Raw genomic sequence first — 23,467 nt, forward strand, 5'->3', positions numbered from 1 at the left:
GGAGTCGGCTTTATTTATTCATAATGCAATCATGAATCTCCCAGCCTAATTTCCCAGCACAAAATCCTATGTTACCTACTATGGCTACATCTATGTTTTTCTCAGGGTAATAATAGATACGACAACTAACACCGTATTCTTCACCAGTATGCCCACCTCTGACTACTCTATCTTCCTCATCTAAAAGGATATAATTAGCAAATCCATAACGCCATTTGTAGCCTTTAAAACCGTCACCTTCTTCATCAATTATTTGTGGTGATAGCATCATATTTGTCAATTCCTCATTAATCAGTTGACCTTTTTGTAGTGCTTTAATAAAGACTAATAAATCTTTTGCTGTTGATGTAGCTCCTCCATCAGGTCCTGGTCCAGGCGTAGCAGTATAAATATTACGTTCCCACCCATGGTCCATTAATTCATAACCTTCTGCAACATTTTCTACAACATGATCCAAATGTATAAAATCAGTGTCCTTCATTTGAAGAACCTCAAAAATATTCTTTCTAACATACTCAAAATAGTCCATTTGGGCTGCTTTCTCGATCACTAACCCCAGTAAGACATAACCTGCATTACAGTATTTAAACTTCTCACCTGGCGGAAAATTCGCTGATTTATCCTTAAAGAGTTCCAAATAATCCTTTAAGACTCTAACATGATAAATAGGTCGCTCTTTCCAAAGAAGCTCCCAAGCTTCATCCCCATCAGCTTCTTCACAGTAATCTGCTATACCTGAACTATGGTTAAGAAGATGCCTAATGGTAACATCTTTTGATATCTTAGTATCCTCTAACTGAAGATAATCCCTAACTTTTGTTTCAAGGTTAATAAGACCCTTTTCGATTAATTGTAAAACTGCTACAGCTGTAAACATCTTACCTACTGAAGCAATTCGAAATCGAGTCTCTACTTGATTAGGAACCTTAAAACTGCGGTTAGCATAACCCCCAGCCATACTAAAGATTTCCTTATTATCTTGGTGAATAACCACCACGCCACTAAAACTTTCATCTTCATATTTATTATCTAATATATTGACTAGTTCTTTCATACTCAATTCTCCTCTTTCTGTTCAAAATACTAATCCATCTATTCTATTAAAATAACATTAATCTTCTTTTCATTGTATGTCCCATATCCTCTCTGGATGCATAATAGTCCATAAAACCTGTATACCACTCTATTGGCCGTACACTGCCTATACGATTGAAATATTTATCCACTTCACCAATACCCCTATCTTTCTAAAGTTCTATCATTATCATAAATTATACTTCTTCTTAAAGGTAGATAAACTTTAATTATAATTAAAAAAGCCAGCTCATTGAGAAGGCTTTTTTATCATGTATGATACTTATATCGTCATCATTCTACTCATCATCCCATTTACATGACGATAAAAACGTTTCTTCATGATGATCAATAAAAGAATCTGATTAAACATTAATCCTAAATAGACACTGGTCAGCACTTCACTTGGGAAACAACTCAATAATCGAATAACTACAATGGTCAATAAACTACTCACCGTCGTTCCAATGAAAACCCATTTCTCATCACCTATACCTTGTAATCCAGCCTGATAGATATGCTGTAAGTTTGTTAATCCATAAACTGAACAAGCTAATATTAAATAATCTGAGGCATTCTCCACCAAGCTACTATCGTCAGTAAAAAGCTGCAGGATAAGATTTTGCTGCCATACAATCAACATACCAAGGATTAGTCCTATGCTAATTGATATAGCTAAGCAAATTTTGGGAATCACCTTGACCAAAGTAATATCTTTTCTATGTTCACTTACTTTTGTCATAGCTACAGAGCCGAAGGCATACATGGGCATTAATTGAAGGCTGAATACATTGAATAATAATGAATAGGTTGATAAAGCCACTACACCATTTGAGGCTAATATTCTGTTCAAAACGATGGTAAAAAAGGTGTACTCCATCAACTCTTGAGCCATCAATGCTGGTGCTATATGGAAAAGACTTTTAAGATACACCAGGAATACCTTTATACTACTGCAAGCATTTTGAATAATCCCAGTACGCTTAATGGCTGGAATCATGATTAGCAAGTTGATACTGATTGATACAATAGACGCTATACCAGCACCCCTAACACCTAAAGGCTCTAGACCAAACTTCCCAAATATCAAGATATAGTCTAAAATTAGATTACATAAACTAGCTACTAAATTACCCAAGAAAATATACTTGGTTCTGTTCATAATCTTTAGAAAAGCTGAGAAAGTGAAGATAAGCATATTCAAACCTATTGACAAGGAAAAAATAGATAGATAGGATGTGGCTTTAATCAGTAATGTCTCAGATATTCCAAACAATACTTCAATGATGCTTTCTCCAAATATAAAACATATACCAAAGCTCGTTAATCCACAGAGTAAACTTATGGTAATACTAACCCAAAAGAGATGATTAAGACCTTGCTCATCCTTCTCACCCTTTAATTTGGCTCCTTGTATGTTAAAGGCAACAGCGCTCATCCCTAGTACACCCGTTATGCTATTGATGACTGCTCCAATTAATCCCACTGCTCCAAAAGCTTCAATGGATATATGTCCAACCATCGCTTGATCAACTAAGGTAATAATCGTTGCTGTTAAAGTATTAAGAACCAGAGGCAATCCCATCTGTAAAACTTCTTTTATTAAATTTTTGTGGCCTTTTATGGTCACTATCAAAACTCCCTTCTTATTTGTAATAACTAAATAAGAAGGGTATTAAAATCCGCATATACCATTTTGATGCCTCCTATTTTCTTTATTGATATGTATACCATCATTCTACTTCGTAAACAACTCCGCGAACATATGGAGTTGTGTGAATAAGTAAAAGAGAATTGGAATACCAAAAACAAAGATCAGTATCCATACCATGAATTTCTTTCTTCTATCAAACATAGCCTTATGCTCTGAGTCATCTTCTTGTAAATTCAATGCATCAATAATATGATTCAATTCCTCTTCATTGTATTGCATATCAATGATGTTTTTTGCTTCTACATAATCAGATTCACGAATAATAACATCATAGCCAGAGATGGATTTATTCATATAAACATGTCCTGCATCCCCCGGGCTCTTCGTTAAAACCACAGTTGGTATACCAAAGGACTCTAATCGAGCTTTTATGATATTGGCTTCATTCATATCCGATACAGTCATTAACACTTTTTTATCTTCCATCTCATTCTCTCCCATCATCTGTGAAACATCATTTCATGATGATTTACTGTATTATTATGACTATTATAACACACATTATTAATCATTACCATTTTCAACAATTAGATGAATGGTTTATCAAAAGTAGCTCCCATACGTCTTTGACATTAACTTGTACGTTAGAAAAGGAGTGCTCCATACACTCCTAAAAATTAATACTATCTGGATCTGGTCCAATTCTCTTACTAATATTTAATTCTCCTATACGTTTCATATCCTCATCACTTATTACAAAATCATATATCTCTGCATTAGACTTAATACGTTCAGGTCTTGTAGATTTAGGTATTGTTACAACACCCATTTGTAAATCCCACCGCAAAGCTATTTGTGCTATGGTCTTATTATATTTTTCAGATAACTCTTTCATCAATGGAATGTCAAAAATCTTCCCTTGCATCAATGGTCCCCAGGCTTCAAGCTGAATTTTATGAAGTTGACAGAACTCATGAACTTCCTTTTGAATAAACCAAGGATGATATTCAACTTGATTAACAGCAGGTTTGATATTTGTATAAGCCATTAAATCCTCAAGATGATACATTTTAAAGTTACTTACGCCAAGAACCTTAATAACTTTTTCATCGTATAATCTCTCCATAGCTTTCCAAGTTTCAATATTAAAAGGTTTGGGCCAATGAATTAAGTACATATCAAGATAATCCGTATCTAATTTCTTCAGTGTCTTTTCAAAAGCTCTTAATGTAGAGTCGTACCCTTGATCACTGTTCCATAATTTACTTACCAAAAAAATATCTTCTCTTTTTACTGAACTTTCTTTTATACCCTTACCAACTGCTAACTCATTACCATAGATTGATGCAGTATCAATGTGTCTATAACCTATATCTAAAGCATAACTAACAGCTTGAATACACTCTTTTTCATCTGTTACTTTGAAGGTTCCTAACCCAAAACTTGGCATTTTCACCCCATTATTAAGTATTACTTTCTCACCTAATGGTTGCATAATCATTCACCTCTTTATATTCTTTGTTAATCCCTATCTATGATTACAATTTATTAATAATCATTATAACATAATAACCACTATTATCAAGTAGCAATTTTAGCTGATTCAAATCACATTACTACTTTATATGTTTCTCTTTCATATTTATTTTCAATCTCCTAAATATTTATAACTTATTATTTTTTATTATTCTATGATAAAATAGTTATAAAGTTATTATTTTATGACGGGGGAAAAGTATGGTATTCTTTGATTACAGTGATCAAGAGCTATCTATAATAAAGAAAAATCTAAATAAAATTATTTTTGATGATGTGGTTATTAATGACGCTAAGATAAAAATATTAGGTATTCACTTTAACTATTTTGAGGGAGAGCTCTACATTAAAAAGCATCGCCATTCCTTTTTTGAATACAGTTATGCAATAAGAAATAATATGACTATTACGGCTAATAGCAAAGAATTTCGAGTTAAGGAAGGTCAGTTTTATATGCTGCCCAAAGGTGTTTATCATACACATCATGTAGCTGAAAATTGCACTTATAATGCTATATCTATCCGATGGGAATTCAGTCGAAGTGAAAAAAAAGATATCCATAAAAATTGGTTTAGAAAAATCAATAATTTTGAAAAAGCATCCTCAAGACCTGTATCGGACAATGGTCAAGTTCATCTTGCCATTAAGAATTTATTAGAATTGGCTAGAAATAATCAAACTGAACTTGAGTTGAAACTCAGTTTCTGCCAGCTGTTATTAAGTATACTTAATTTTTACATGAATGACGACTCTCAATCCAACATAGAAGAAGATCACTTAACGGTTGATCATAACGTAGTGAATATGGCTTTAGATTTTATCGATACTAATTATCAAACCATTAATGTTCATGACGTAGCCGATTCCGTCTATTTAAGCTATAGCCATTTATCCCGATTATTTAATAAGTATATCCATAAGACTATCAATACGTGCATAACGGAAGCAAAATTGAAACAAGCCCAAATTTTATTAATGACTACTAATAAAACAATAACTCAAATAGCTTGGGAAGTAGGCTTTAAGAATGAAAATTATTTTTCCAAAGTTTTTAGAAATTATTATGGTCTATTGCCACGAGATATGCAAAAAAATAAAACTGAATTAAATGAGTAGTAATAACCGCTTCCTTCATGGGAGCTTTTTTTGTACTAATATGCAATTTTTTTACTCTTATATGATAGTTTTTTGCTCAATAAAAAATTTTATTTATTTATAATAATAATTATTGGAAGTAGATTTTTAAGTTGCAGAGGGGGAGTTATTATGAATATAAGGGAAAGAGTTTTATCAGTACTCAATCATAAAAAACCAGATGTAGTTCCTTGGCTAGGTGATTTAGCATATTGGATAGCTTATTTAAATGACGATCATTTGATGCCAAAAAAATATCAAACAAATGATTCATTTACAGATAAAGACTTAATAGAACTTCATAAAGATCTTAGCGTTGGATTTTATCTACAAGGCTATTTTCCATTTGAAACAAAGTATGATGGTGTTAAAGTTAGTCATACATCAAAAGATAACCTCATGATAACTGAATATGAAACACCTTATGGTACATTAAGAGAGGTTAATGAATACATGACAAAGAGTTATTGCTGGGCTATTAAAGAACATCTAATAAAAAATCATCTAGATTTAAAGGCCTTTGAGTATTTGTATGAAAGTATATATTATAAACCCAGCCATGATCTTGTTAAAAAAAGGAGTCGTGTAATAGGTAATCAAGGTATCCATTTGTGTTATCAACCTAAAAGTCCTTTTATGGAAATGGTAGCCTTACGCGCAGGTATTGAATCTGTTATCTATATGCAGTTAGATGCACCGGATCAATTTGACACCTTAATGAAATCAATGGAGAGAAAACATGATGAGGCTGCTAAAATTACTCTGCAATCATCTAATGAATGCATCATGATACCTGAAAATATATCTTCAGAAGTAGTAGGTAAGACAAATTTTGAAAAATATATGCGTGATTATCATGAAAAATGGGTTACAAAAATAAAAGAGGCTGGTAAATTTTCATTTGTTCACCTTGATGGAACTATGAAAGGTTTAATCAGTGAATTATCTTCAACAGGATTTACTGTTTTAGAAGCGTTAACACCAGCTCCTGTTGGTGATATTCCCATTGAAGATCTGCATAATTGGGTTGAGAATGAGACCATCATATGGGGTGGCTTGCCAGGTGTATACTTCACTGATCATATTGGTGACCAAGAATTTGATGAATATGTCATACGAGTATTAGATGTCATGAAAAAAGAACCTCGATACGTTTTGGGGGTTGCTGATGAAGTGCCTCCCCATGCAAGTTTTGAAAGAATTAAGCGTGTAAGTGAACTAGTCAATAAGTATGGTAAATACAATGATTAAAAATTATCATGTATTCAAATAGGTATTAAAATCTTTATTAATTATTGTGGAGGAATGATTATGCTAAATTCTAGAGAACTGGTTTATAAGACATTAAACTTTGAAAATCCCATAAGAGCACCTCGTCAATTATGGAAACTCCCTTGGGCAGATGATCATTATCCAGAGGAGGTCAAAAGAATTGAAGAAGATTTTCCAACAGATTTTGATGGACCTCCAGGATATCACGAAAAACAGCCTCACACTGAAGGTAATCCTTATGAGATTGGAGAATATGTTGATGAATGGGGTTGCAAATTCATTAATAAACAGAAAGGAATTATTGGTGAAGTAAAAGAACCCTTAGTCAAAGAAGATGACTGGGCAGATGCAAAGCATATTAACATACCTGAAGAATGGCTTACCATTAATCAAGATAAAATCAATGCTTATTGTAATAAATCCAGTAAATTCTTAATGGCTGGTTGTTGCCCTAGACCTTTTGAGAGATTGCAATTCATACGTGGTACAGAAAATCTATACATAGATCTCATGATGCGACCAAAAAAAATGTTTGGCTTTATAGAAGAAATGCATGATTTCTATTGTAGGCTGTTAACCAAATGGGCTCAAACCGATGTAGATGCATTAAGCATTATGGATGATTGGGGGGCACAAAACAGCTTACTAATTAATCCTAAGATGTGGGTGGAAATCTTTAAACCCTTGTACAAAGACTATATTGATATCGCTCATCAACACGGCAAGAAAATATTCATGCACTCTGATGGCTACATTTTAGATATCTATCCTCATTTAATTGATCTGGGGTTGGATGCCATTAACTCACAGATTTTTTGTATGGGTATTGATCAACTTAAACAATTTAAAGGTCATATCACATTTTGGGGTGAAATGGATCGTCAATACCTTCTTGCACGTGGTACTACACAAGAAGTAGAAGAAGCTGTTACAGAAATTAAAGAAAAACTATGGCATAACGGGGGCTGTATTGCTCAGTTAGAATTTGGAGCTGGAGCAAAACCTGAGAATGTTTACACAACATACGATACATGGAATAAATTATTTAAATAAGTGACTGTACACTTTATCACCTGCTTACTGAATCTAATTGTTTATTACACTTTATATACGCTGTTATGTAACTATTATTATCTAACAATAGGGCTGTCTGAGAATCAATACAGCCCTACTTAATCACCTATTTGATATCATTAATCTTACCTATTAAGAATCATATCTTTATTTGAAGAATTTAAAGATTCCTCTTTTTTATTAAAACGTTCTTTAGATTGTGTAACTCGAGAAAGCTTTTCGTCTATATAAGTACTATTCCTTTGAAAAATTTCTTTTAATACTTTAGCAGAACTTATTAAGTTATTGATATGTTCTACTGTTGCTTGTTCTCTCTCTCCATCAAACTGAGCCTTAGAATACAAATCATGCAGGGTACTGAGTTCACTTTGTACTTTCTGGAACCTCTCTTGAAATTTTGACGAATAGGATACATTCTCTTCATAGAGCAGGCTAAGGGATTGAGAATCTAAAATTTTTGTTTTACCTCCCATCGTTCATTACTCCTTCCCTCTAGTATTATCATTTTTATACGACCTGAGAGATATCTTGACCTGCTTAGAATCTTCATGTAGTCGATGTATATTTTCTCCAATTTCATTCACTGCTGAAACAATTGTTTTGAGAAATGTTAAATCTAGTTTTTCATTTTCCCTATCTACTGTCTCTTTGAATGAAGTGGTCAAATGACTCAGTTCGTCTAATTCTTCAATAATTACATCCATCTTTTCAAGTTCAATAGCGCAACATAATACTTCTTCTGTCATTAGGCTTCCTCCTTAGTAGCTTTCAAAAATTAAGCAGCTTTTTCACTTCATCTTTTTCTTCGTCTTCTTGTTGCACGAGAACATCATCATGTTCACTAATCGGGGTAGTTTTTTTATGATCAGCATCACTGAAGCGTGTTTCACCTGTAACATGATTATAAATTACACCTTGTGACATCTCTACCCAATCCGAATTCCTGGGAATTTCTTGCTGATTAAGTCCTTCATATACTACAGAAGGTTTACTAAGGGGATTGGCTTGTTGGATCAACATACTTCTTTTGGCATATGGTATAGCGGTCATAAAGAAAACTTCCCACGCCATCTGATATTCTTCTTTAACTGAAAGTGAGAAGGATATACACTGACGTAATTCTTTTGGTTGAGTGATTAATCTCCTTATATCAAGAGCTGCACAGATAGCATGTAATACACCACAGCATTCTTCCATATCTCTGTGAATATCACCTTCAACGAGACCAATATAAGGTGCTAAGATGTTAAGGGGTTGAGGTGCCTTTTCGTAAAACCATTGTATCGTTTCATGGTTTGATTTTGGATCAACTAATGTTATCAGGCTCTCTAATGTATGTTGATCGGCCAGTATCAATGCCTTATCATAGATACTTCTATGCATATAAAAATAGATATTATCTTCTTGAAGTACTATGGTATTTACTGTTGTTGGCAAATATCTTTCTAAGGACATTACTAACATGTTTATCTCCTTTCTAGCGAATCAGTTTTTATTTGTTCAAAAGTATTGTTGGGTCTACAGGTAACCCATTGATGTACAAACCAAAATGCAGATGAGGACCAGTACTTAGCAGACCCGAATTCCCCGAAAAAGCAATAACCTCATATTGTTGCACTACTTGCCCTTCCTCTACCACATAAGAATTCAAATGACCATACAGTGTTTTTATACCTTGTCCATGATTGATGATGACATAATAGCCAAGACCTTCATCGAAAGCAGCTTTTTCCACCGTACCGTGAAAACTTGATAAGACTTCAGTATTCATAGTTGCCACTAAATCTACAGCATTATGATGTTCATTTGCCTCCTTTGTGATGGGATCTAGCCGCCATCCAAAAGGAGATGATATTGTATAGGTATTATTTAATGGATGTTTCAGATGATCAATATCACCTAATTCAGCATAGGAGGCTGCCATTTCATATCGACCTCTTTGCTCAATTAGTTTTTTTTCTACCAGTGAAAGTTGTACTTCGTCAACAGGTTGAATATCATTTTCCACTTGATTTTGGGTCATGTGCTCCTTCCATAACTCTCGATCATTAAGTTTCTTTTCCAATTGTGTAAAGATGCTTCTATACTTAACATCCAGTTCAAGTAAATAGTCCACATCTTTTTCTCGGTTTAATTCCATTAGCTCTTGTATATTGGCTAATTCTAACCTTAATTGTTCAATTTCCTGATCAACCTGATTAACAAAATCTTTATATTGTTGTTGATACAGATCTGAAGCAACACTAAGCATCTTTATGCTATTCATATCAATAAGTACATCCGAGTATTCTTTTTGTGCTTTAATCAACCGTTGCTCTTCAATCTCTATACTCTCTGTGGTATCGAATCCATAAATTCTTAATAATACAGAAGCATCTTGTGCATGACAGATGGTTGTACAATATACAATTTGAATGATAACAATCATTGACTTTATTATGCTCTTCTTTCTCATAAAACGTATCACCTTTTTAAAAGCAATATTTCTTTCCACCTACTACTGCTTCAAGACTGCCTATCCCTTTCTAATGACATAAATCCCTGCTCCCAAACCAAACAATCCAATACCTTTCTTCATCTTACACTCCTTTTATTTATAAGCATAATAAAACAAGAACCCTATAGCGGCTAAAAATAACGAAACCCCAATCTTCATAATAAAAAATAGACCTGTCTCATTTGGATCCAGTATTCTTACAGGATCTTTAGTATTGTATTGCACAGTAATAGAATCTCCTACCTCATAAACAACATTATCAATTTCATCCATTTGACCATTATCTGTTCTTAGTTTACAGAAGTAGGTCTCACCATCTACTTCGTATTCTGCTATAATAAAACGATTAGTTGTGCTTCCACCACGTCTTATTCCTGATGATTCCACTTCCTTTTTATAGTTCACTACCATGCCTTCTGTTGTAGCTAGATTGCTTCTTGTATCAATTCGTTCATAAATCATATAGATTGTAAAACTTAAAATTATTAAACCAAAAATTAAAGAACATACTGCAAATACTTTTCTCATCACTTTCTTCCTTTCATTCATAACATTATTTCTTCATTCTTCTATATAGGCATCAACAAATGTATCAAAATAAAACTGATTAATTGCTGCTATTTTTGGTGAACTGTACATGTTCTTTATGATTACAGCCGTCTCTGCCACACCATGTGCCTTAGCAATTAGATGCTGCCTATCTGCATAACAATAATATGGTGTACCATTCACCTCATATCCTACTACTGACCTGGAATAATCTATTTTTGACCCAGCAATAGTAAAGGCATGTATAGGTCTTGGTGTTGTTAAATCTAGATTCTGTACAAGGACCAAGAAAGAGGGACCTTGTATTGGATTGGCTCCTGAAAAGGTCGTTACTTGATTGGGGATAAAAAATGAGTTGGTCCATTCACCACGAGTCTCATTCGCCTTATCGATAGCATAGGTCATGTCCATTGATATATTATTATTGATGATATAAAATCCTTCTTCCCGTGATAGCTTTCCACTGTCGCTGGGAGGCATCCCGTTATAACGCTGTAATCCCTGATTTGCTGATAACATCACAGCATAATCCATTCCCATATTTAAAGCATAATGGACATTATTATAACTATAAGTATAGGGTATCTTCATACCAAATATCAGATCCCAGTCACCATCTTGGATAGGGTTCTCAGGATAATTAACTTGGTTACCTACAAGTTCTGGCTGTGCTAAATAATAACCATCATATGTTGCTACTACAGCAATCGGTATATAATTCAGTTTTATAAGCATTTTATTTTCTTGGCTTAGACCAATATCATAATTGAAACAGAAAACATCGATAAAGGTATCCAATGCTAAACTAGGATCTACATTCAAACTTTTATGATCTGAATAATCCATATCCAGATTGCCTGTTGATAACATTGCCTGTACTGCTGCATCAGAAGCATAATCAACTGCATAAGACAGCCTTAACTGTTCAATCTCTTGTATCTCTTTCGATGTATAGTGTAAGTAACCCATTATTAATGCAGCCACATAGATTAAGGAAACCATGATCACTATGCCAAATGTTCTCTTCATTGTTCACCTTCCTTAATTGGATTTGCCATTAGCGGACCATACCAGCTAGTGTTGTTTCAAACTTTGGCTGCGTGATTCTCAGCAACTGCCATGTTATTCTTTGACTACTGCTCCAATCGATGGCTTTAACTGTAACTTGAATAATGTCTCCTTGGTTCCAGCTGCTAATGTTATCACTTCTTGTATAAGTTGTGTATGTACCTCCCGCCCCATCAGGATTGATAACTCTAACATACCTTTTAATCTCCACGTCCATTGCTACACCATAAGAAGAGGAAGCTAGATAAAAATCAGCTAATTCAACGTCTGCTATTTTCCCAGTATCCGTCACTTTATCTATAAAGTTAGTCATCTCATTCATGACACCCCTTTTCATCGTTAAATCACTGGATAATGTATGAATAGTGATAGGTGCACCAGCTAACAAGATAAAGGCTAATATAACACCAAGAAACTTGGATAAAATATCACTCATCTTCAACTACCCACTTTCGCATGCCATTTTCACCAACATATAACTTTAATTGAATGGGCACTGTATTAGGCATGGCAGCATAAGCTATTTGAATTCCTTCTCTTTTATTATAGAGAAAATTATCATCAAGAATGATCTCATTACTTGGTGCATTAATATTAATCTGCAAATTTTTAGGTTCTGGTGTATACCGATCAGCAATAACTAACATTAATAAGACATCGGCTGTAGTCATTTCACGCTTATGGGGTATGATTTCTCCTGATGTTTTTAGAGCTGTTTTTTCTATCTGGGTGTCAAAACCTCCTACTTCGCCTTTTAATAAAGGTACCGAATAAGTTACCATTATCGGTACAAATATAACTAAAACACACATCAAGATAACAAAATCAAAAGCATCATCACTCATGTTCTATCCCTCCTCAATCACCACTATAAACTTATTATCTTGTTCCGTGACAATGCATTTAACCTTTCTATTATATAATCGGCTAAGATCATCAATGGAATTAATTGTTATATCATCAACACTTCCGGAAATACTACCAATATTTCCTCGATTCTTCTCAAGAACGACATAAACAGAGGCTGAAGGTAAGGGACGATCATAATCACTTATAGCTAAAAGCTCTGATCCATAAGCTGAGGCATGAATATCATCAATATTTTGTAATGATGCCCTACCAAGATTATTTCCTAATGTTGTAAAAAGGGCTATACTGCCAATGACAAATGAAACCACAAGAAGTTGGATGACTACCATAACGCTCATACTCATTTCATTTTCCACACTTATTCCCTCCTAAACTCAAACCTTAAAACTGCACCATTTGCATCCTTTACTAATGAAGATTCATAGGACCCTGTTAATGGAAGTAAGGAAGTAAAGTAGCTAGCTTGCCAATTTTCTTTAGGTAAAGTTGTATCCCACATATATATATAATTAACATTTGTATTATCTTCATCATCTACCCATACTGCCGGATTTCCTCTTGTCTCCAATACTAAGGATACAATGTCTTGTGGATATACAGATGTGCCATCATACTTATTGTACTTTCTATGTTCTTTGACAATTTCAATGGCATTAATTTCTTCTTGCTGTATACGTGAAACATGACGTACTGATGCTCCTAACATGGTTGCAAATGAAAGTACCATGGCTGTTATTAGAGCACTTACTCCAAGCCAGATAGCTTCTGTCCATTCATTCATAGCAATCCTCCTCTCACTATTTGTACTCTATGGAGCTCACAGGTTAGTCCACCTATGAACTCTGAACAGTACAAACCTACTGTTGTGTAAAACATATACCTACAATAGTACCGGTTTGATCCTTGATGATTTCAGCTAAGAATTTTGCTGTCGGACGTATGTATTCGTTTGTACCACTTTTTTTGGTGTTTAAGTAATCCATGTTATAGGTCATAACCCCATTACTATCACTGAATAGATTGATCTCGTACCAAGATTCATTGCTATTCTTGGCCGGTACATCAAAGTATTTATCTTCAATAGTACCGTCTGTTGATTTTGCAAATCTTGCACCATAGTTATAACCAGAGTCACTTCCATTAGCAGCCATTTCTGCCTTTGTTCTTACCATAATCCCAATAGGTCTTCCTTCAAATAACTTAAGTGTAGAAGATACTTGGGTTCCTGAGATAACTTGCTGGTCATAATCGTCAAACTGTTGTAACTGCATAGAATCCATTGAGTTTTGGACCGTTGTAATTCCTTGATTGGTTGTGGTTCTCGTAAACCCTAAAATTACAAAGATAACTGATATTACAACTCCTATTACAATTAATGCTATGGCAATTCTAGCCGCTGCTCCTAATTCGCCTTCCATATATGTTGCCTCCTTTTTTATTAAAATAATTATTTATTATGGGTTTGTTATGGACATCTGTTAAGTGTCTTTAACTGTTATACTCTCTAACTCTTTTTAGTAACCTACTTGAGTTAATGCCTCTGTAAATTCTTTGTATCCTAAGATAGCCAATGGCAATAAGATATAAGCAATCGCTGTCAATACAAGTGGTGTCATAGCTAATGGACTCACCATTGCTCTTTTGCGTTTGAGTGTTTTATTTTGGGTAATTTCCCTTATACGCATGACATGGTCTCTCTCCGATACCAGATCACTAAATGCTTCCGCTAAAGTGATCTGGTGAATGGTAAGAATAAGTTTATCAATCATGCGTTTAAACTCTGCTAATACCGCTTTAGCTTTTAATCGATTGAGTGCAAGTTCTGGATTAGAGGGATACTCATGATAAGCATCAAGAAGAACGTTTTTGAAAACTCTACTTTGTCTCTCCATCCAGTAAAGGGTATCGAGGGTATCACATGATGTATTCATGAGGATGGCTATAATCGTCTGTAACTGTAATACATCTTCCTCACTTTCAGTTTTTAATAACCACGCTCGACCTTTAAGAAACACATCAGGTATATACCATGCGATTCCTGCCACCATAAAGCAGAGAATGATCATCCACCATTTAAAATAAGCATTATAATAGGCATCATATTTTCTTTTGAGCCTTTGTACTTGTGCTTGTTTATCAAACTCTTGTAATCCACTTAAATATTGATTCACAAACTCAAGAGCCTTTTCATCACTGAGTTCACCTCGAATATCCACTAATTCTTCTCTTTGATAACTTAAATACTTTTCATCCATCTCGCGCCTAATACGGATATCCTCTTCAGATAAATCACCACCTCCAATGAGAGATATTTCTGCTACATTATCATAAATAAATTCTTTACCTAAACTGACTGTAAAAAATGAGCATATCGCAGCAAAGATGAAGGCTAAAAAGCTATAAAAAAGTTTACTCCCATAGAGATGGTCGATATTTGTCATGCTTAAAGCTCTCTTGATTTTTCTATTTTGGAAGAGTATCTTTTTAGCTTTCTTAGGTTGTATATTTTTTACAAATTGGATGAATCTTTTTTTGCTTAGAAACCATAAAACAATCTTATTCCTATCATCTTTTTTGACAGATACTGCGCTATTAATTTTGACGATAGTGGTATAGCCAATAATCGATGCTAAAACTATGATAGTTCTCGATACATAACCGATTGCACCTTTATAGATGATTGATGTGCCAGGTATTATGCCACTGAAAAAACTTTCAATAATACCGATAGCAGCCAAGGGAGCTATTGGTAAAATTTCTAAAAGACCAAATCTGGCTTTTTGAAGAGAAATTCTCCTAATTTCTAAATTGACTTCATCAGCTAACATCCCCATGGATTGTATAAAATTAGAGGACCCATCACTCAACTTGCTATCTCCTGCATCATTCAGTATATAAGATACTCCTGCAAAAGTCTGTAATAGGCGAAAGGGTGTTGAAGCATAAAACTCTTCTAAACGCCTTTCTCCATCAACTGCTGTGAGTATTAAATAAATCTCTTCAAAAGATCTCTGCAATAAAGATCCCGCTTCTGCTTCTGCAATAGCATCTGGTATAGAACCTAAACGTAAATAATTTTGTCTAACCGAGGATAAAGCTTTTGATAGTTGCTTCAATAATTTAAAGTGTATACTATCTATTTGCTTATCAACTAAGACAGTATTCATAATCAGTGCATATGTAACCACTAACAAAGTGGAAAAGAGATCTTTAAATATAAAGGCTCCAGCTAATACTAAGGTTATGGCACATGAATGAGCTATTAAATAAAATCTAACCGAATAGACTCTTATTTCTTGACTGGTATATACTGAAAGAGCTGATAACTTGCTCCCCACTTTCCTTAACCCATTTCTGGTTAAAAAGAAATTATCGAGAGTCCTATAGACTTTAAAGTAGGTTGACATGGGTACTAAGCCCTTCTTTTGTCCCATACCCTTCTTAGCTTTTGTTCTTTTTTTCTTATCAAAATAGATGATCACAGCTACTCCAATAATAGCCGTCATGAGAATGAGAATCAGCAGAAACATCATCATATTTACAACCTCCAATTCTCATTGACAAATTTTTTGAATGGGTATACCTGATCTTTTGGTAAACAATCTAATATATATTTAGTTAAGGTTGGTGTCAACCAATCCATTGTTTCATATGTGTCTGTTTCTAGATCGTATTTTAAGATGTCTCTAGTTGCAAAGGTTTGACGATCAGTTCTTCTTGTGTAATATTCTTTAGTAATTGCGTTCATCGTATGAAGTGGTTCATTCTTGTCATAATCCGGATAGGGTACACCTTCATCTAGCTTAATAATTTCAGATATTCTTTCGATGTATCGCTTTCCATCTGTTGTGTAGTTGAGGTGAACATCGATTTTTATAACATCAATCACCTGCTGCTCCGCTGTAACCATCGATGTAAATCCTCCAGCATTAACAAGAGAATTCCTTAATGCATAAACCAGGTCACAAGCTCGATTAGCATGGTGTGAAAACAATGTGAAGATGGATGCTACCTGTCCCATTTGAATCATACGAGCTGCTATAGGATCTGTGGCAACCTCGCCAACAATGGATACTGCGGCATCAGATTTCTTCAAGGCATCTTGTAATGCAGATGCTGATACAAATTCCGTTTCTTGAACAGATAATATGTTTCTTTCTGGATACAATTCACGTAAGTACATTTCAGGCGCCATCTCAAGCACACGTATTGTATACCTAGGATCTATAAATTTAATTAATGAAGTCATCAACGTTGTTTTTCCAGATCCCTGCCTCCCAGTTACACCACATGTAACTTGTCCCATCATTAAGTATTTTAGGAGATTTACTACTATATCGCCCTGTTGGACATAGGGTTTTATGATTAAACTTTCTAAAGATGCGTCATTTAATGTAAACTTCCTGACAAAGACGGCCCAGTATTCCGCTGCAGGTGGACGTAACGCTAAAACCCTTGATTTATCATACATGGTATTAACAAGGTACCCTTTCTTTTCTGTAAGTGGTCCTGGATTATTATACCTACAAATTAATTGTACAACTCGCCGAAGTTCTTCTTCGGATTGAAAGGTTAAAAATCTTAGATGAATATACTTACCACGAAAGTAAAGCCAAACAGAGCGTGGCGCTTGGAAAACCTCTTTATTCTTTTCAGATATAGAACTTAAAATAGAACCAGAAGTTCCACAATTAAATCCGTTTATATCCATTTCTCGTAAAGTATCGACGATACCAAAACCTTTATACTTTTGGTAAACTAGTAACGTGATAATATCTAGCATGACAGGATAGGTTAATTTATTCTTTAGTCGTTCTTTTTGATAAATCATGTGAATATCTTCATCCGTTATAACATAGGATGCAAATTTTTTATCTTCAATCTCCAATCGTTCTCTATCTAATTGATAGTTATCAATCATCTTCTCTAAAGCACCCTTGCCATATTTCTTTTTATAAAAATACATAATGATTTCAAATTTTATTCGAGGTTCAAGATCTCTTGCTTTGAAATTGAACACATCTAGAATCTCTTCTTCAGTTTCTAATTGTTCTGCAATTGTACTTCTGATCAAGTCCTGTACAATCAATTTAGCTGAATCAATGCCATAAACACAATTACGCATAGCTTCTTGAATCCTTGCTTTACGCTTATACATGGATTCAAATTCTTCATCTGTTACACCAAAGAAATTTTCTTCCTTTACTAAGTCAGCTAAACTGTATTTCACCATGTCGAGTAATCGTTCAAATGTTAGTTTATCTGACTGCACCACATCGGATTTTTCATTTTTTGCCCTTATATATAAAAAACTCAAGATACCAAAACCACAAAGGAGGGTGATGATCATTAGCAGTATATTAGAACTCACTTTTATCGCCTCCAGTCCATAGGCATACCTAGGTTAGCAGTTATAACATGCAAGCATTCCTTGATATCATTATGCAGTTCAATGACTCGTACGTCTTTATCCATGATATAAGGTAAGATCGTATGTAACTTCCCCTGATTTCCTGTTCGCTTTATAAAAGGGCTGTAAGCTATTTTGCAACATCTTCGATGCTTTAGACCTAAATGTTTGGTCATATCTCTAAATGCCCCTACATAGGGATCATATTGATTAACAATAAAAATAAGTCCTTTATCTTGGAGTTTCTTGTAATAGTTACTTTGCCGCCAGAGCTCAAATTTCTTAAGTATATCTTTAGCTTGAGTAAGAACCATTATAACCAAATCTGAGGAATCAATAACCCCTTGAGTAGTCTCCTCATAAAACTCTGTCGTAACGTCAGTTATAACGACATCGTGCTTTAAATTCTGTAGTACAAAACTTAATAACCTATCACTATCTGCTTGGGATAAAGCGTGGGATGCTGTATTGATAATATCTAGATTAGCGCCTAGCTTAATACAATAGTCACTAATCTCTTCTCCTGAGATAGCATTAGCTTCTAACAATTTGATAACTTGCGTTAAAGATCGAGTTTTATCTTGTATTTCTTTTAAACCTAGGAAGGTATTAATGGATTCACTGTATGTTCCAGTATGGGTCAAACAGACTCTCAGGTTTTGAGTCTGAGCAAGAGCAACACCTAATAAAACACTTACTGTTGTAGCACCTTGTCTCCTTCCTGGAGATATAACGGCTATCTTCATCGCTTGTTCCACCCCCTGGTCAAAATCTTCATAGCTTCCTTGTATCCTAAACTCAAAACTCCTGCTAAACCTCTTGCTAGCCCTTGATTGAGAGATTTAGATGGTATTCCCATTAATATTTTTTTTGACTCAATGACTTCTATAGTACTGATTAATGATAGTGTAAGAGGGACATTAATACTTCCCTTTTCACTTCTCCCACCATACATCATATTCACTGTAGTATACTCTCCTATACAGTCGAGAAAGTCCTTTTCACCTTCCTCATAATCGTAACCCTTCACATAATACATTAGATCCACTTTCTCAGGTACTGTATCTTGTATATCAAATATAATGTGATCAAAATCATCTTGCGTATGCTCTATTTCATGAAACACTTCATCTGGAGTGGCATCTGTTACAGCAATCATGATGTTGGCCATATGACCAAAGGAAGCATGATCTTCCAAAAGCCTTTTATAGTGACGATTACTGGTAATCACCGCTACATCACCAGTGGCTTGTAAGATTTTCATTAGAGCATAGATCACAGGACGCTTGTCAGTATAGCCAAGCACACCTATTAGCATTAATCTACAACTCCTTCCTCAATATAAAGCTGACCCTCATTTTCACTCGATGCTTCCCCCTCTGAATGATTAGTCTTATCGATTTGTTCTAATGCTTCATTTTCTATCATTTTTTCTTCATAACTTTCTTTACCTTCATCCAGCTTTGTGAGCACCTCCTCTCGACCTTCTAAAATAATTTCTGCAACCTCTTCTGTTACTTTATCAATAGCTGCATCAATCAGTTCTTCCCGTTCCTCCATATTCTCCTCTTCATCCAATTTATCTGGATTGTCAATATTCGGATCACCCTTCATGACAGCCAATGTATAGTCAGGGACGCGATAATAAACTTGAGATGGACTTTGGATACCTGGTTCAACGTATTCAGTCATGTAAAGAGCAGCTCCTTTATTTTTTTGCAGCAAATAATCCACAAGGGCTGATTGATAAAGGTGAATCTCTTCTTCATTCAACATAATTGTTACAACTTGATTATGAATTGCTTGAACACGTTTATGGGACAATACTATGAAATCTTCCCCCATAGGGTATACAATACGTAAATCGATATAGTTACCTACTTCTAAACCTATTGGTAATGCACTGGTCACAATATCCAATTCACGAGTAGTCTTCAATTCATCCATGTCTTCTTCCATCACTATATCTAATAGCATGGGTGACCCCTCTTTTAACCCTACTTTATAGTACTTACCCACAACATTCATGACGTTCTCTTTATGTACATAACTATCAGAAAGGAAAGATTCAGGTACTCTTTTCAATTCTAAATCCTCTTGCTCAACTAACTTACCTGGGTCAGTATCTAATCTAACCGTATACACCTCTTTAAACTGTCCAATATCAGCCAAAGTCTGATCTAATAGGAGTAATTCATTCTCGTAACTAATGATCAGATCTTCAATTTTAGGCTTCCAGACTAAATGATACATAGCTAGATTGGTCATGATGATGAGTACTAACATAACTACAATGAAAATTAAGATTTTAATATATTTCATACCGTAAGAACTTTTTACATACATCGGGTAACCTCCTTGATCATAAACCTTATTCCTCAGCTCCTAAGTAAAGATACTGCGCTATTAAGGCAACCCCTTCTTTTATCCCTAGGTTTTCAAGTACAACCATAATAACGAGAAGCCTTTTTAATGAACATAATTGTATGGCTGAAATACTTCGCACCAGATTGTCAAAAAAACTTTCTCTGCTCTCATAAAGTATTTCATCTTGAAGAAATTGGAGAGCTGAAAGTAGGTTATCTTTTTCAAAGCCTAAAAAATTGATATCCTTCAAAGTCTGTCCAAATCTTTTATCAAACATCGTGATAGATAATAAGAGCGCTAGTGATTTCATACATTCTGTTAGCTGTTCTAACAATATGCTTAGCTGATCGCCTACAAGTCGATCACCTGCCTGTAAGTCATAAATATCTCCAACTAAATGAATCTGATATAGATTCTCTAACCTTCTTTTCGTGGCTATCTTAGTCTTTTCTACATTGCTATCTTTGTAATCTATCCTTAAAGTATTTTCAAAACCTATCAATATATCTGTTAAACATAAATTCTCTCTAATCAATCACTAACCTCCTATTTAACCTTTTCTCTTCTCTTTTATCTCAAAACTTCAGTTAACAAACGTATATGGATCTGGCATTTTATCACCATCGATGTCATAATAAACTTTGAGGTAATCGCTTAGAATGATGATTCTAGTATACACATTCTCTTTGAAAGCATAGCTATCAATATAATCATGAGTGCTATACTCTCCAATGATAGTCCAACCTGCTTCTTCAACGGTTGATAAATAAATAAAACTGTTGTCCTTGGATGATGTGAAGGTATAAGGTATAGATTGCTCAATCTCTAATCCCATGCTTAAAGGATTAGGTAAGCTGGTTCCTTCAATATTTTCATATGTAGTTCTAGCAGGTTTAGCTTCTCTTGTAAAAGCTTCACTGACTTCACCAACAAGCAAGGATCGCTCTTCCCTCACATTGTTGGTAAGATCTTCTATATAAATATAAGACCCATCAGTGTATCTTATATAATGGTCATCATCTTTTCGTGCTTGAATCAAAATTAGTTTTTCTTCTTCTGATACTATCTTTTCCTCATTTTTACATCCAGAAAGCATTAACAGGATTGTCATACAATAAAGTAGTCCTTTTATTTTATTCAAATTGCTTTATAACCTCATCATGATATTTGAAGACAATTTCTCCCTCATTCTGCATGTCAACAGTTATACCCAGCTTCTTTAAATCCCTCAGTAATTCACCTGTTAAATCTTTTTTATTGATTGTAAATAAACACTTTCCATATATAATACAGATTTCTTCACCTTTTATTTCATAACCAACATCTTTGCTGTTATTGACTCCAACTTCGTTAAAGTAATCACTCATATTACCTTGATCATCTATTTTATTTAATAAAGCCTTTAATGTTGGGTCAATTGGCTTTTGCTTCTCTAACCCAAAATAAAACCATGCACATACACCCACTAGAGCAATTAATATCATGATAATCTTAAATTTCATTATGCCACCTCCGTTTTCTCATAGTGATAAAGGAGTATGATCTTTAGGTATAAAGGTCTCAAGAATGACCTTGTTCTGATCCATATGATTGATAAGTACAAATTGATTTTTCTTGAGTGGATAAGCTTCTATGTCCAGCTCATTCAATATGTACTCTTCTTCAGCTTTTGATACTTGACCAAGAGCGATTAAGTCCAATTTACTAATTGCTTTGGAGGTCAATTTTCTAATGTCATTAGTCAATAAGATATTGACAATATATTGACTGTTTCCATTGCTAATACCTTGAGGATATTCCTCAACGAGATTGATTGTCCATTGCTTATTTCTCCTCTTGCTTTCAAAAAATTCTTCTTGTATTATATCCACATAAAATAAGTTCAAGTTCATTAGTCTTGGATCTTGTCCTTCTTCCAAAGACCATCTACTCAAGTCAAATCTAATAGCATTGTAATGCATCAATTCATCAACTGAATATTCAATCTGAAAATTACAGTTACATCCTTTTCTTTTATCCAAATACCTTTGAAATCTAAGTAACATGTTTTCAACGACAGATGAGTAATGTAATCTTACTTCTTTAGAAAGATAGTTAACAAAAAGCTCGTAGATCTTATGAGGATTAAGAGATTCTGTGCGATACCAAGTATTAGGATTACCCGGTAGAACACCTAAACACAAATAGACAGATTGGAGAAACTCTTCTAATAACACCTCTCCTCTCTCTTCTACCTCTGGTTTTAAATTAGCTAGGATTAGGAGCATCTTCACAGATCTTTTGAAGCATTTATTAAAATACATGACCGGATTTCTGGTCTCTCTTTTTTTAATAACAAATGTATTGATATATTGGTAACAATTCGTACTCATTGATAAACAAAGACCATTACAATATTTAATCAACTCATTTAATTCTTTACCAACTCTACCAGTCATAAAGAGATTAAAACCAGAGGCATAAGCATCGATGAGCCAATTGATTGCTAAGAAAGTTTTGCTAGCTCCTTTGCCTATAATGGCTATATTCTTGCAATTATTAGTCGATTTAAAGTTAGTAACATAAGGTACTTTCCCGTCTTTCGCTAAACCTAGTAAAGTCCCATCAAAATTAAATTTGTTAGGTTCTATAGGTAAGCTTTTGGATAGTGTGCTTGGTGTTGCTATTACATTCTTAATTTCGATAACATGCTTAGATAGAACTTGATAAGCATCTTTATGTAGAATGAAGACCTTTTTGATCATCTCCATTGCTCGTTTCAAGCTTCTTTGATCATCTCCATGAACATATAATAGGATATTTAAAATTAATGCGTCCTTTTCACAATAGGATATATCATCAATAAGGATGTCAAGAGTTATATTCTCATCTATATCTACTTTATGTACTATCTGCCTCAGAATTGGGTTGAGTGTACTTATATTTAAATGCTTAGTAACATGATATTGGGTTTTCATAAATT

General features: G+C 34.2%; 28 protein-coding genes. 3 read left to right on the plus strand and 25 right to left on the minus strand.

The genetic code is table 11. From position 1 onward, the window contains the following. Positions 1-10: 10 nt before the first annotated feature. The 5 genes from C1Y58_RS00880 to C1Y58_RS00895 all read right to left on the minus strand — a co-directional run bounded on the left by C1Y58_RS00880 (position 11) and on the right by C1Y58_RS00895 (position 4,223). Positions 11-1,054, minus strand: coding sequence for a serine hydrolase domain-containing protein (locus C1Y58_RS00880; RefSeq protein WP_105614104.1), 1,044 nt, complete (start codon positions 1,052-1,054; stop codon positions 11-13). Between the two features lie 46 nt (positions 1,055-1,100). After that, positions 1,101-1,226, minus strand: a complete 126-nt coding sequence (locus tag C1Y58_RS26965) for a hypothetical protein (protein WP_278286062.1) — start codon at positions 1,224-1,226, stop codon at positions 1,101-1,103. 131 nt (positions 1,227-1,357) lie between these two features. Then, positions 1,358-2,704, minus strand: a complete 1,347-nt coding sequence (locus C1Y58_RS00885) for an MATE family efflux transporter (RefSeq protein WP_105614105.1) — start codon at positions 2,702-2,704, stop codon at positions 1,358-1,360. A 108-nt stretch (positions 2,705-2,812) separates the two neighbouring features. Then, positions 2,813-3,214 (minus strand): putative signal transducing protein, encoded by a 402-nt coding sequence (locus C1Y58_RS00890; RefSeq protein WP_105614106.1) that lies wholly within the window; start codon positions 3,212-3,214, stop codon positions 2,813-2,815. A gap of 184 nt (positions 3,215-3,398) precedes the next feature. Further along, positions 3,399-4,223, minus strand: coding sequence for an aldo/keto reductase (locus C1Y58_RS00895; protein ID WP_105614107.1), 825 nt, complete (start codon positions 4,221-4,223; stop codon positions 3,399-3,401). A 242-nt stretch (positions 4,224-4,465) separates the two neighbouring features. On the opposite strand from C1Y58_RS00895, the gene C1Y58_RS00900 reads away from it, so the two are divergent. The 3 genes from C1Y58_RS00900 (at position 4,466) to C1Y58_RS00910 (ending at position 7,723) form a co-directional block, all read left to right on the plus strand. Then, positions 4,466-5,380 carry an AraC family transcriptional regulator gene (locus C1Y58_RS00900; protein ID WP_105614108.1) on the plus strand — a complete coding sequence of 305 codons (915 nt, stop codon included), beginning with the start codon at positions 4,466-4,468 and terminating at the stop codon, positions 5,378-5,380. 150 nt (positions 5,381-5,530) lie between these two features. After that, positions 5,531-6,649 carry a uroporphyrinogen decarboxylase family protein gene (locus C1Y58_RS00905; protein ID WP_105614109.1) on the plus strand — a complete coding sequence of 373 codons (1,119 nt, stop codon included), beginning with the start codon at positions 5,531-5,533 and terminating at the stop codon, positions 6,647-6,649. 60 nt (positions 6,650-6,709) lie between these two features. Beyond that, the gene (locus tag C1Y58_RS00910) at positions 6,710-7,723 is read left to right on the plus strand and encodes a uroporphyrinogen decarboxylase family protein (RefSeq protein WP_105614110.1); all 1,014 of its coding nucleotides are present in this window, start codon (positions 6,710-6,712) and stop codon (positions 7,721-7,723) included. Between the two features lie 146 nt (positions 7,724-7,869). Here C1Y58_RS00910 and C1Y58_RS00915 read toward each other — a convergent pair whose 3' ends face one another. The 20 genes from C1Y58_RS00915 to C1Y58_RS01010 form a co-directional block, all read right to left on the minus strand. Further along, complete coding sequence (locus C1Y58_RS00915; protein WP_105614111.1) at positions 7,870-8,217, minus strand: hypothetical protein; 348 nt, start codon at positions 8,215-8,217, stop codon at positions 7,870-7,872. A 6-nt stretch (positions 8,218-8,223) separates the two neighbouring features. Then, the gene (locus tag C1Y58_RS00920) at positions 8,224-8,490 is read right to left on the minus strand and encodes a hypothetical protein (protein ID WP_105614112.1); all 267 of its coding nucleotides are present in this window, start codon (positions 8,488-8,490) and stop codon (positions 8,224-8,226) included. Positions 8,491-8,512: 22 nt separating this feature from the next. After that, positions 8,513-9,208 carry a hypothetical protein gene (locus C1Y58_RS00925; RefSeq protein WP_105614113.1) on the minus strand — a complete coding sequence of 232 codons (696 nt, stop codon included), beginning with the start codon at positions 9,206-9,208 and terminating at the stop codon, positions 8,513-8,515. A gap of 28 nt (positions 9,209-9,236) precedes the next feature. Further along, on the minus strand, positions 9,237-10,199 hold the full coding sequence (locus C1Y58_RS00930; protein WP_105614114.1) for a M23 family metallopeptidase: 963 nt from the start codon (positions 10,197-10,199) through the stop codon (positions 9,237-9,239). Between the two features lie 135 nt (positions 10,200-10,334). Beyond that, positions 10,335-10,769 (minus strand): DUF3592 domain-containing protein, encoded by a 435-nt coding sequence (locus C1Y58_RS00935; RefSeq protein ID WP_157949884.1) that lies wholly within the window; start codon positions 10,767-10,769, stop codon positions 10,335-10,337. 33 nt (positions 10,770-10,802) lie between these two features. After that, positions 10,803-11,819, minus strand: coding sequence for a hypothetical protein (locus tag C1Y58_RS00940; protein WP_105614116.1), 1,017 nt, complete (start codon positions 11,817-11,819; stop codon positions 10,803-10,805). Positions 11,820-11,847: 28 nt separating this feature from the next. Then, positions 11,848-12,294: a hypothetical protein gene (locus tag C1Y58_RS00945; RefSeq protein WP_105614117.1), complete on the minus strand. Its 447-nt coding sequence runs from the start codon at positions 12,292-12,294 to the stop codon at positions 11,848-11,850. Further along, the gene (locus C1Y58_RS00950) at positions 12,287-12,703 is read right to left on the minus strand and encodes a hypothetical protein (protein ID WP_105614118.1); all 417 of its coding nucleotides are present in this window, start codon (positions 12,701-12,703) and stop codon (positions 12,287-12,289) included. Before C1Y58_RS00950 ends, C1Y58_RS00945 begins: the two co-directional genes overlap by 8 nt. A gap of 3 nt (positions 12,704-12,706) precedes the next feature. Continuing rightward, positions 12,707-13,084 carry a hypothetical protein gene (locus tag C1Y58_RS00955; RefSeq protein ID WP_105614119.1) on the minus strand — a complete coding sequence of 126 codons (378 nt, stop codon included), beginning with the start codon at positions 13,082-13,084 and terminating at the stop codon, positions 12,707-12,709. 2 nt (positions 13,085-13,086) lie between these two features. Continuing rightward, positions 13,087-13,509 (minus strand): hypothetical protein, encoded by a 423-nt coding sequence (locus C1Y58_RS00960; RefSeq protein ID WP_105614120.1) that lies wholly within the window; start codon positions 13,507-13,509, stop codon positions 13,087-13,089. 76 nt (positions 13,510-13,585) lie between these two features. Beyond that, positions 13,586-14,146, minus strand: a complete 561-nt coding sequence (locus C1Y58_RS00965) for a hypothetical protein (protein ID WP_105614121.1) — start codon at positions 14,144-14,146, stop codon at positions 13,586-13,588. Between the two features lie 96 nt (positions 14,147-14,242). Then, positions 14,243-16,264 (minus strand): hypothetical protein, encoded by a 2,022-nt coding sequence (locus C1Y58_RS00970; RefSeq protein ID WP_105614122.1) that lies wholly within the window; start codon positions 16,262-16,264, stop codon positions 14,243-14,245. Positions 16,265-16,266: 2 nt separating this feature from the next. Beyond that, on the minus strand, positions 16,267-18,099 hold the full coding sequence (locus C1Y58_RS00975; RefSeq protein WP_105614123.1) for a P-loop NTPase family protein: 1,833 nt from the start codon (positions 18,097-18,099) through the stop codon (positions 16,267-16,269). 2 nt (positions 18,100-18,101) lie between these two features. Beyond that, on the minus strand, positions 18,102-18,884 hold the full coding sequence (locus tag C1Y58_RS00980) for a CpaE/TadZ family protein (RefSeq protein WP_105614124.1): 783 nt from the start codon (positions 18,882-18,884) through the stop codon (positions 18,102-18,104). Continuing rightward, positions 18,881-19,456 carry a hypothetical protein gene (locus C1Y58_RS00985; protein WP_105614125.1) on the minus strand — a complete coding sequence of 192 codons (576 nt, stop codon included), beginning with the start codon at positions 19,454-19,456 and terminating at the stop codon, positions 18,881-18,883. The genes C1Y58_RS00980 and C1Y58_RS00985 overlap by 4 nt, the downstream gene beginning before the upstream one ends. Next, entirely contained in the window at positions 19,456-20,484 is a 1,029-nt protein-coding gene (locus tag C1Y58_RS00990; RefSeq protein WP_105614126.1) for a CpaB family protein, read from the minus strand. Before C1Y58_RS00990 ends, C1Y58_RS00985 begins: the two co-directional genes overlap by 1 nt. A 25-nt stretch (positions 20,485-20,509) precedes the next feature. Next, a complete protein-coding gene (locus C1Y58_RS00995; protein WP_105614127.1) occupies positions 20,510-21,040 on the minus strand; it encodes a hypothetical protein in 531 nt (176 codons plus the stop codon). Between the two features lie 48 nt (positions 21,041-21,088). Then, positions 21,089-21,646, minus strand: a complete 558-nt coding sequence (locus C1Y58_RS01000) for a hypothetical protein (protein ID WP_105614128.1) — start codon at positions 21,644-21,646, stop codon at positions 21,089-21,091. Further along, positions 21,639-22,007, minus strand: a complete 369-nt coding sequence (locus C1Y58_RS01005; RefSeq protein WP_105614129.1) for a hypothetical protein — start codon at positions 22,005-22,007, stop codon at positions 21,639-21,641. The genes C1Y58_RS01000 and C1Y58_RS01005 overlap by 8 nt, the downstream gene beginning before the upstream one ends. Before the next feature lie 18 nt (positions 22,008-22,025). Then, positions 22,026-23,462, minus strand: a complete 1,437-nt coding sequence (locus tag C1Y58_RS01010) for a hypothetical protein (RefSeq protein WP_105614130.1) — start codon at positions 23,460-23,462, stop codon at positions 22,026-22,028. Positions 23,463-23,467 lie beyond the last annotated feature (5 nt).

Origin of the sequence: Vallitalea okinawensis (genome assembly GCF_002964605.1) — a bacterium.
Classification (GTDB): domain Bacteria; phylum Bacillota; class Clostridia; order Lachnospirales; family PQDH01; genus Vallitalea_A; species Vallitalea_A okinawensis.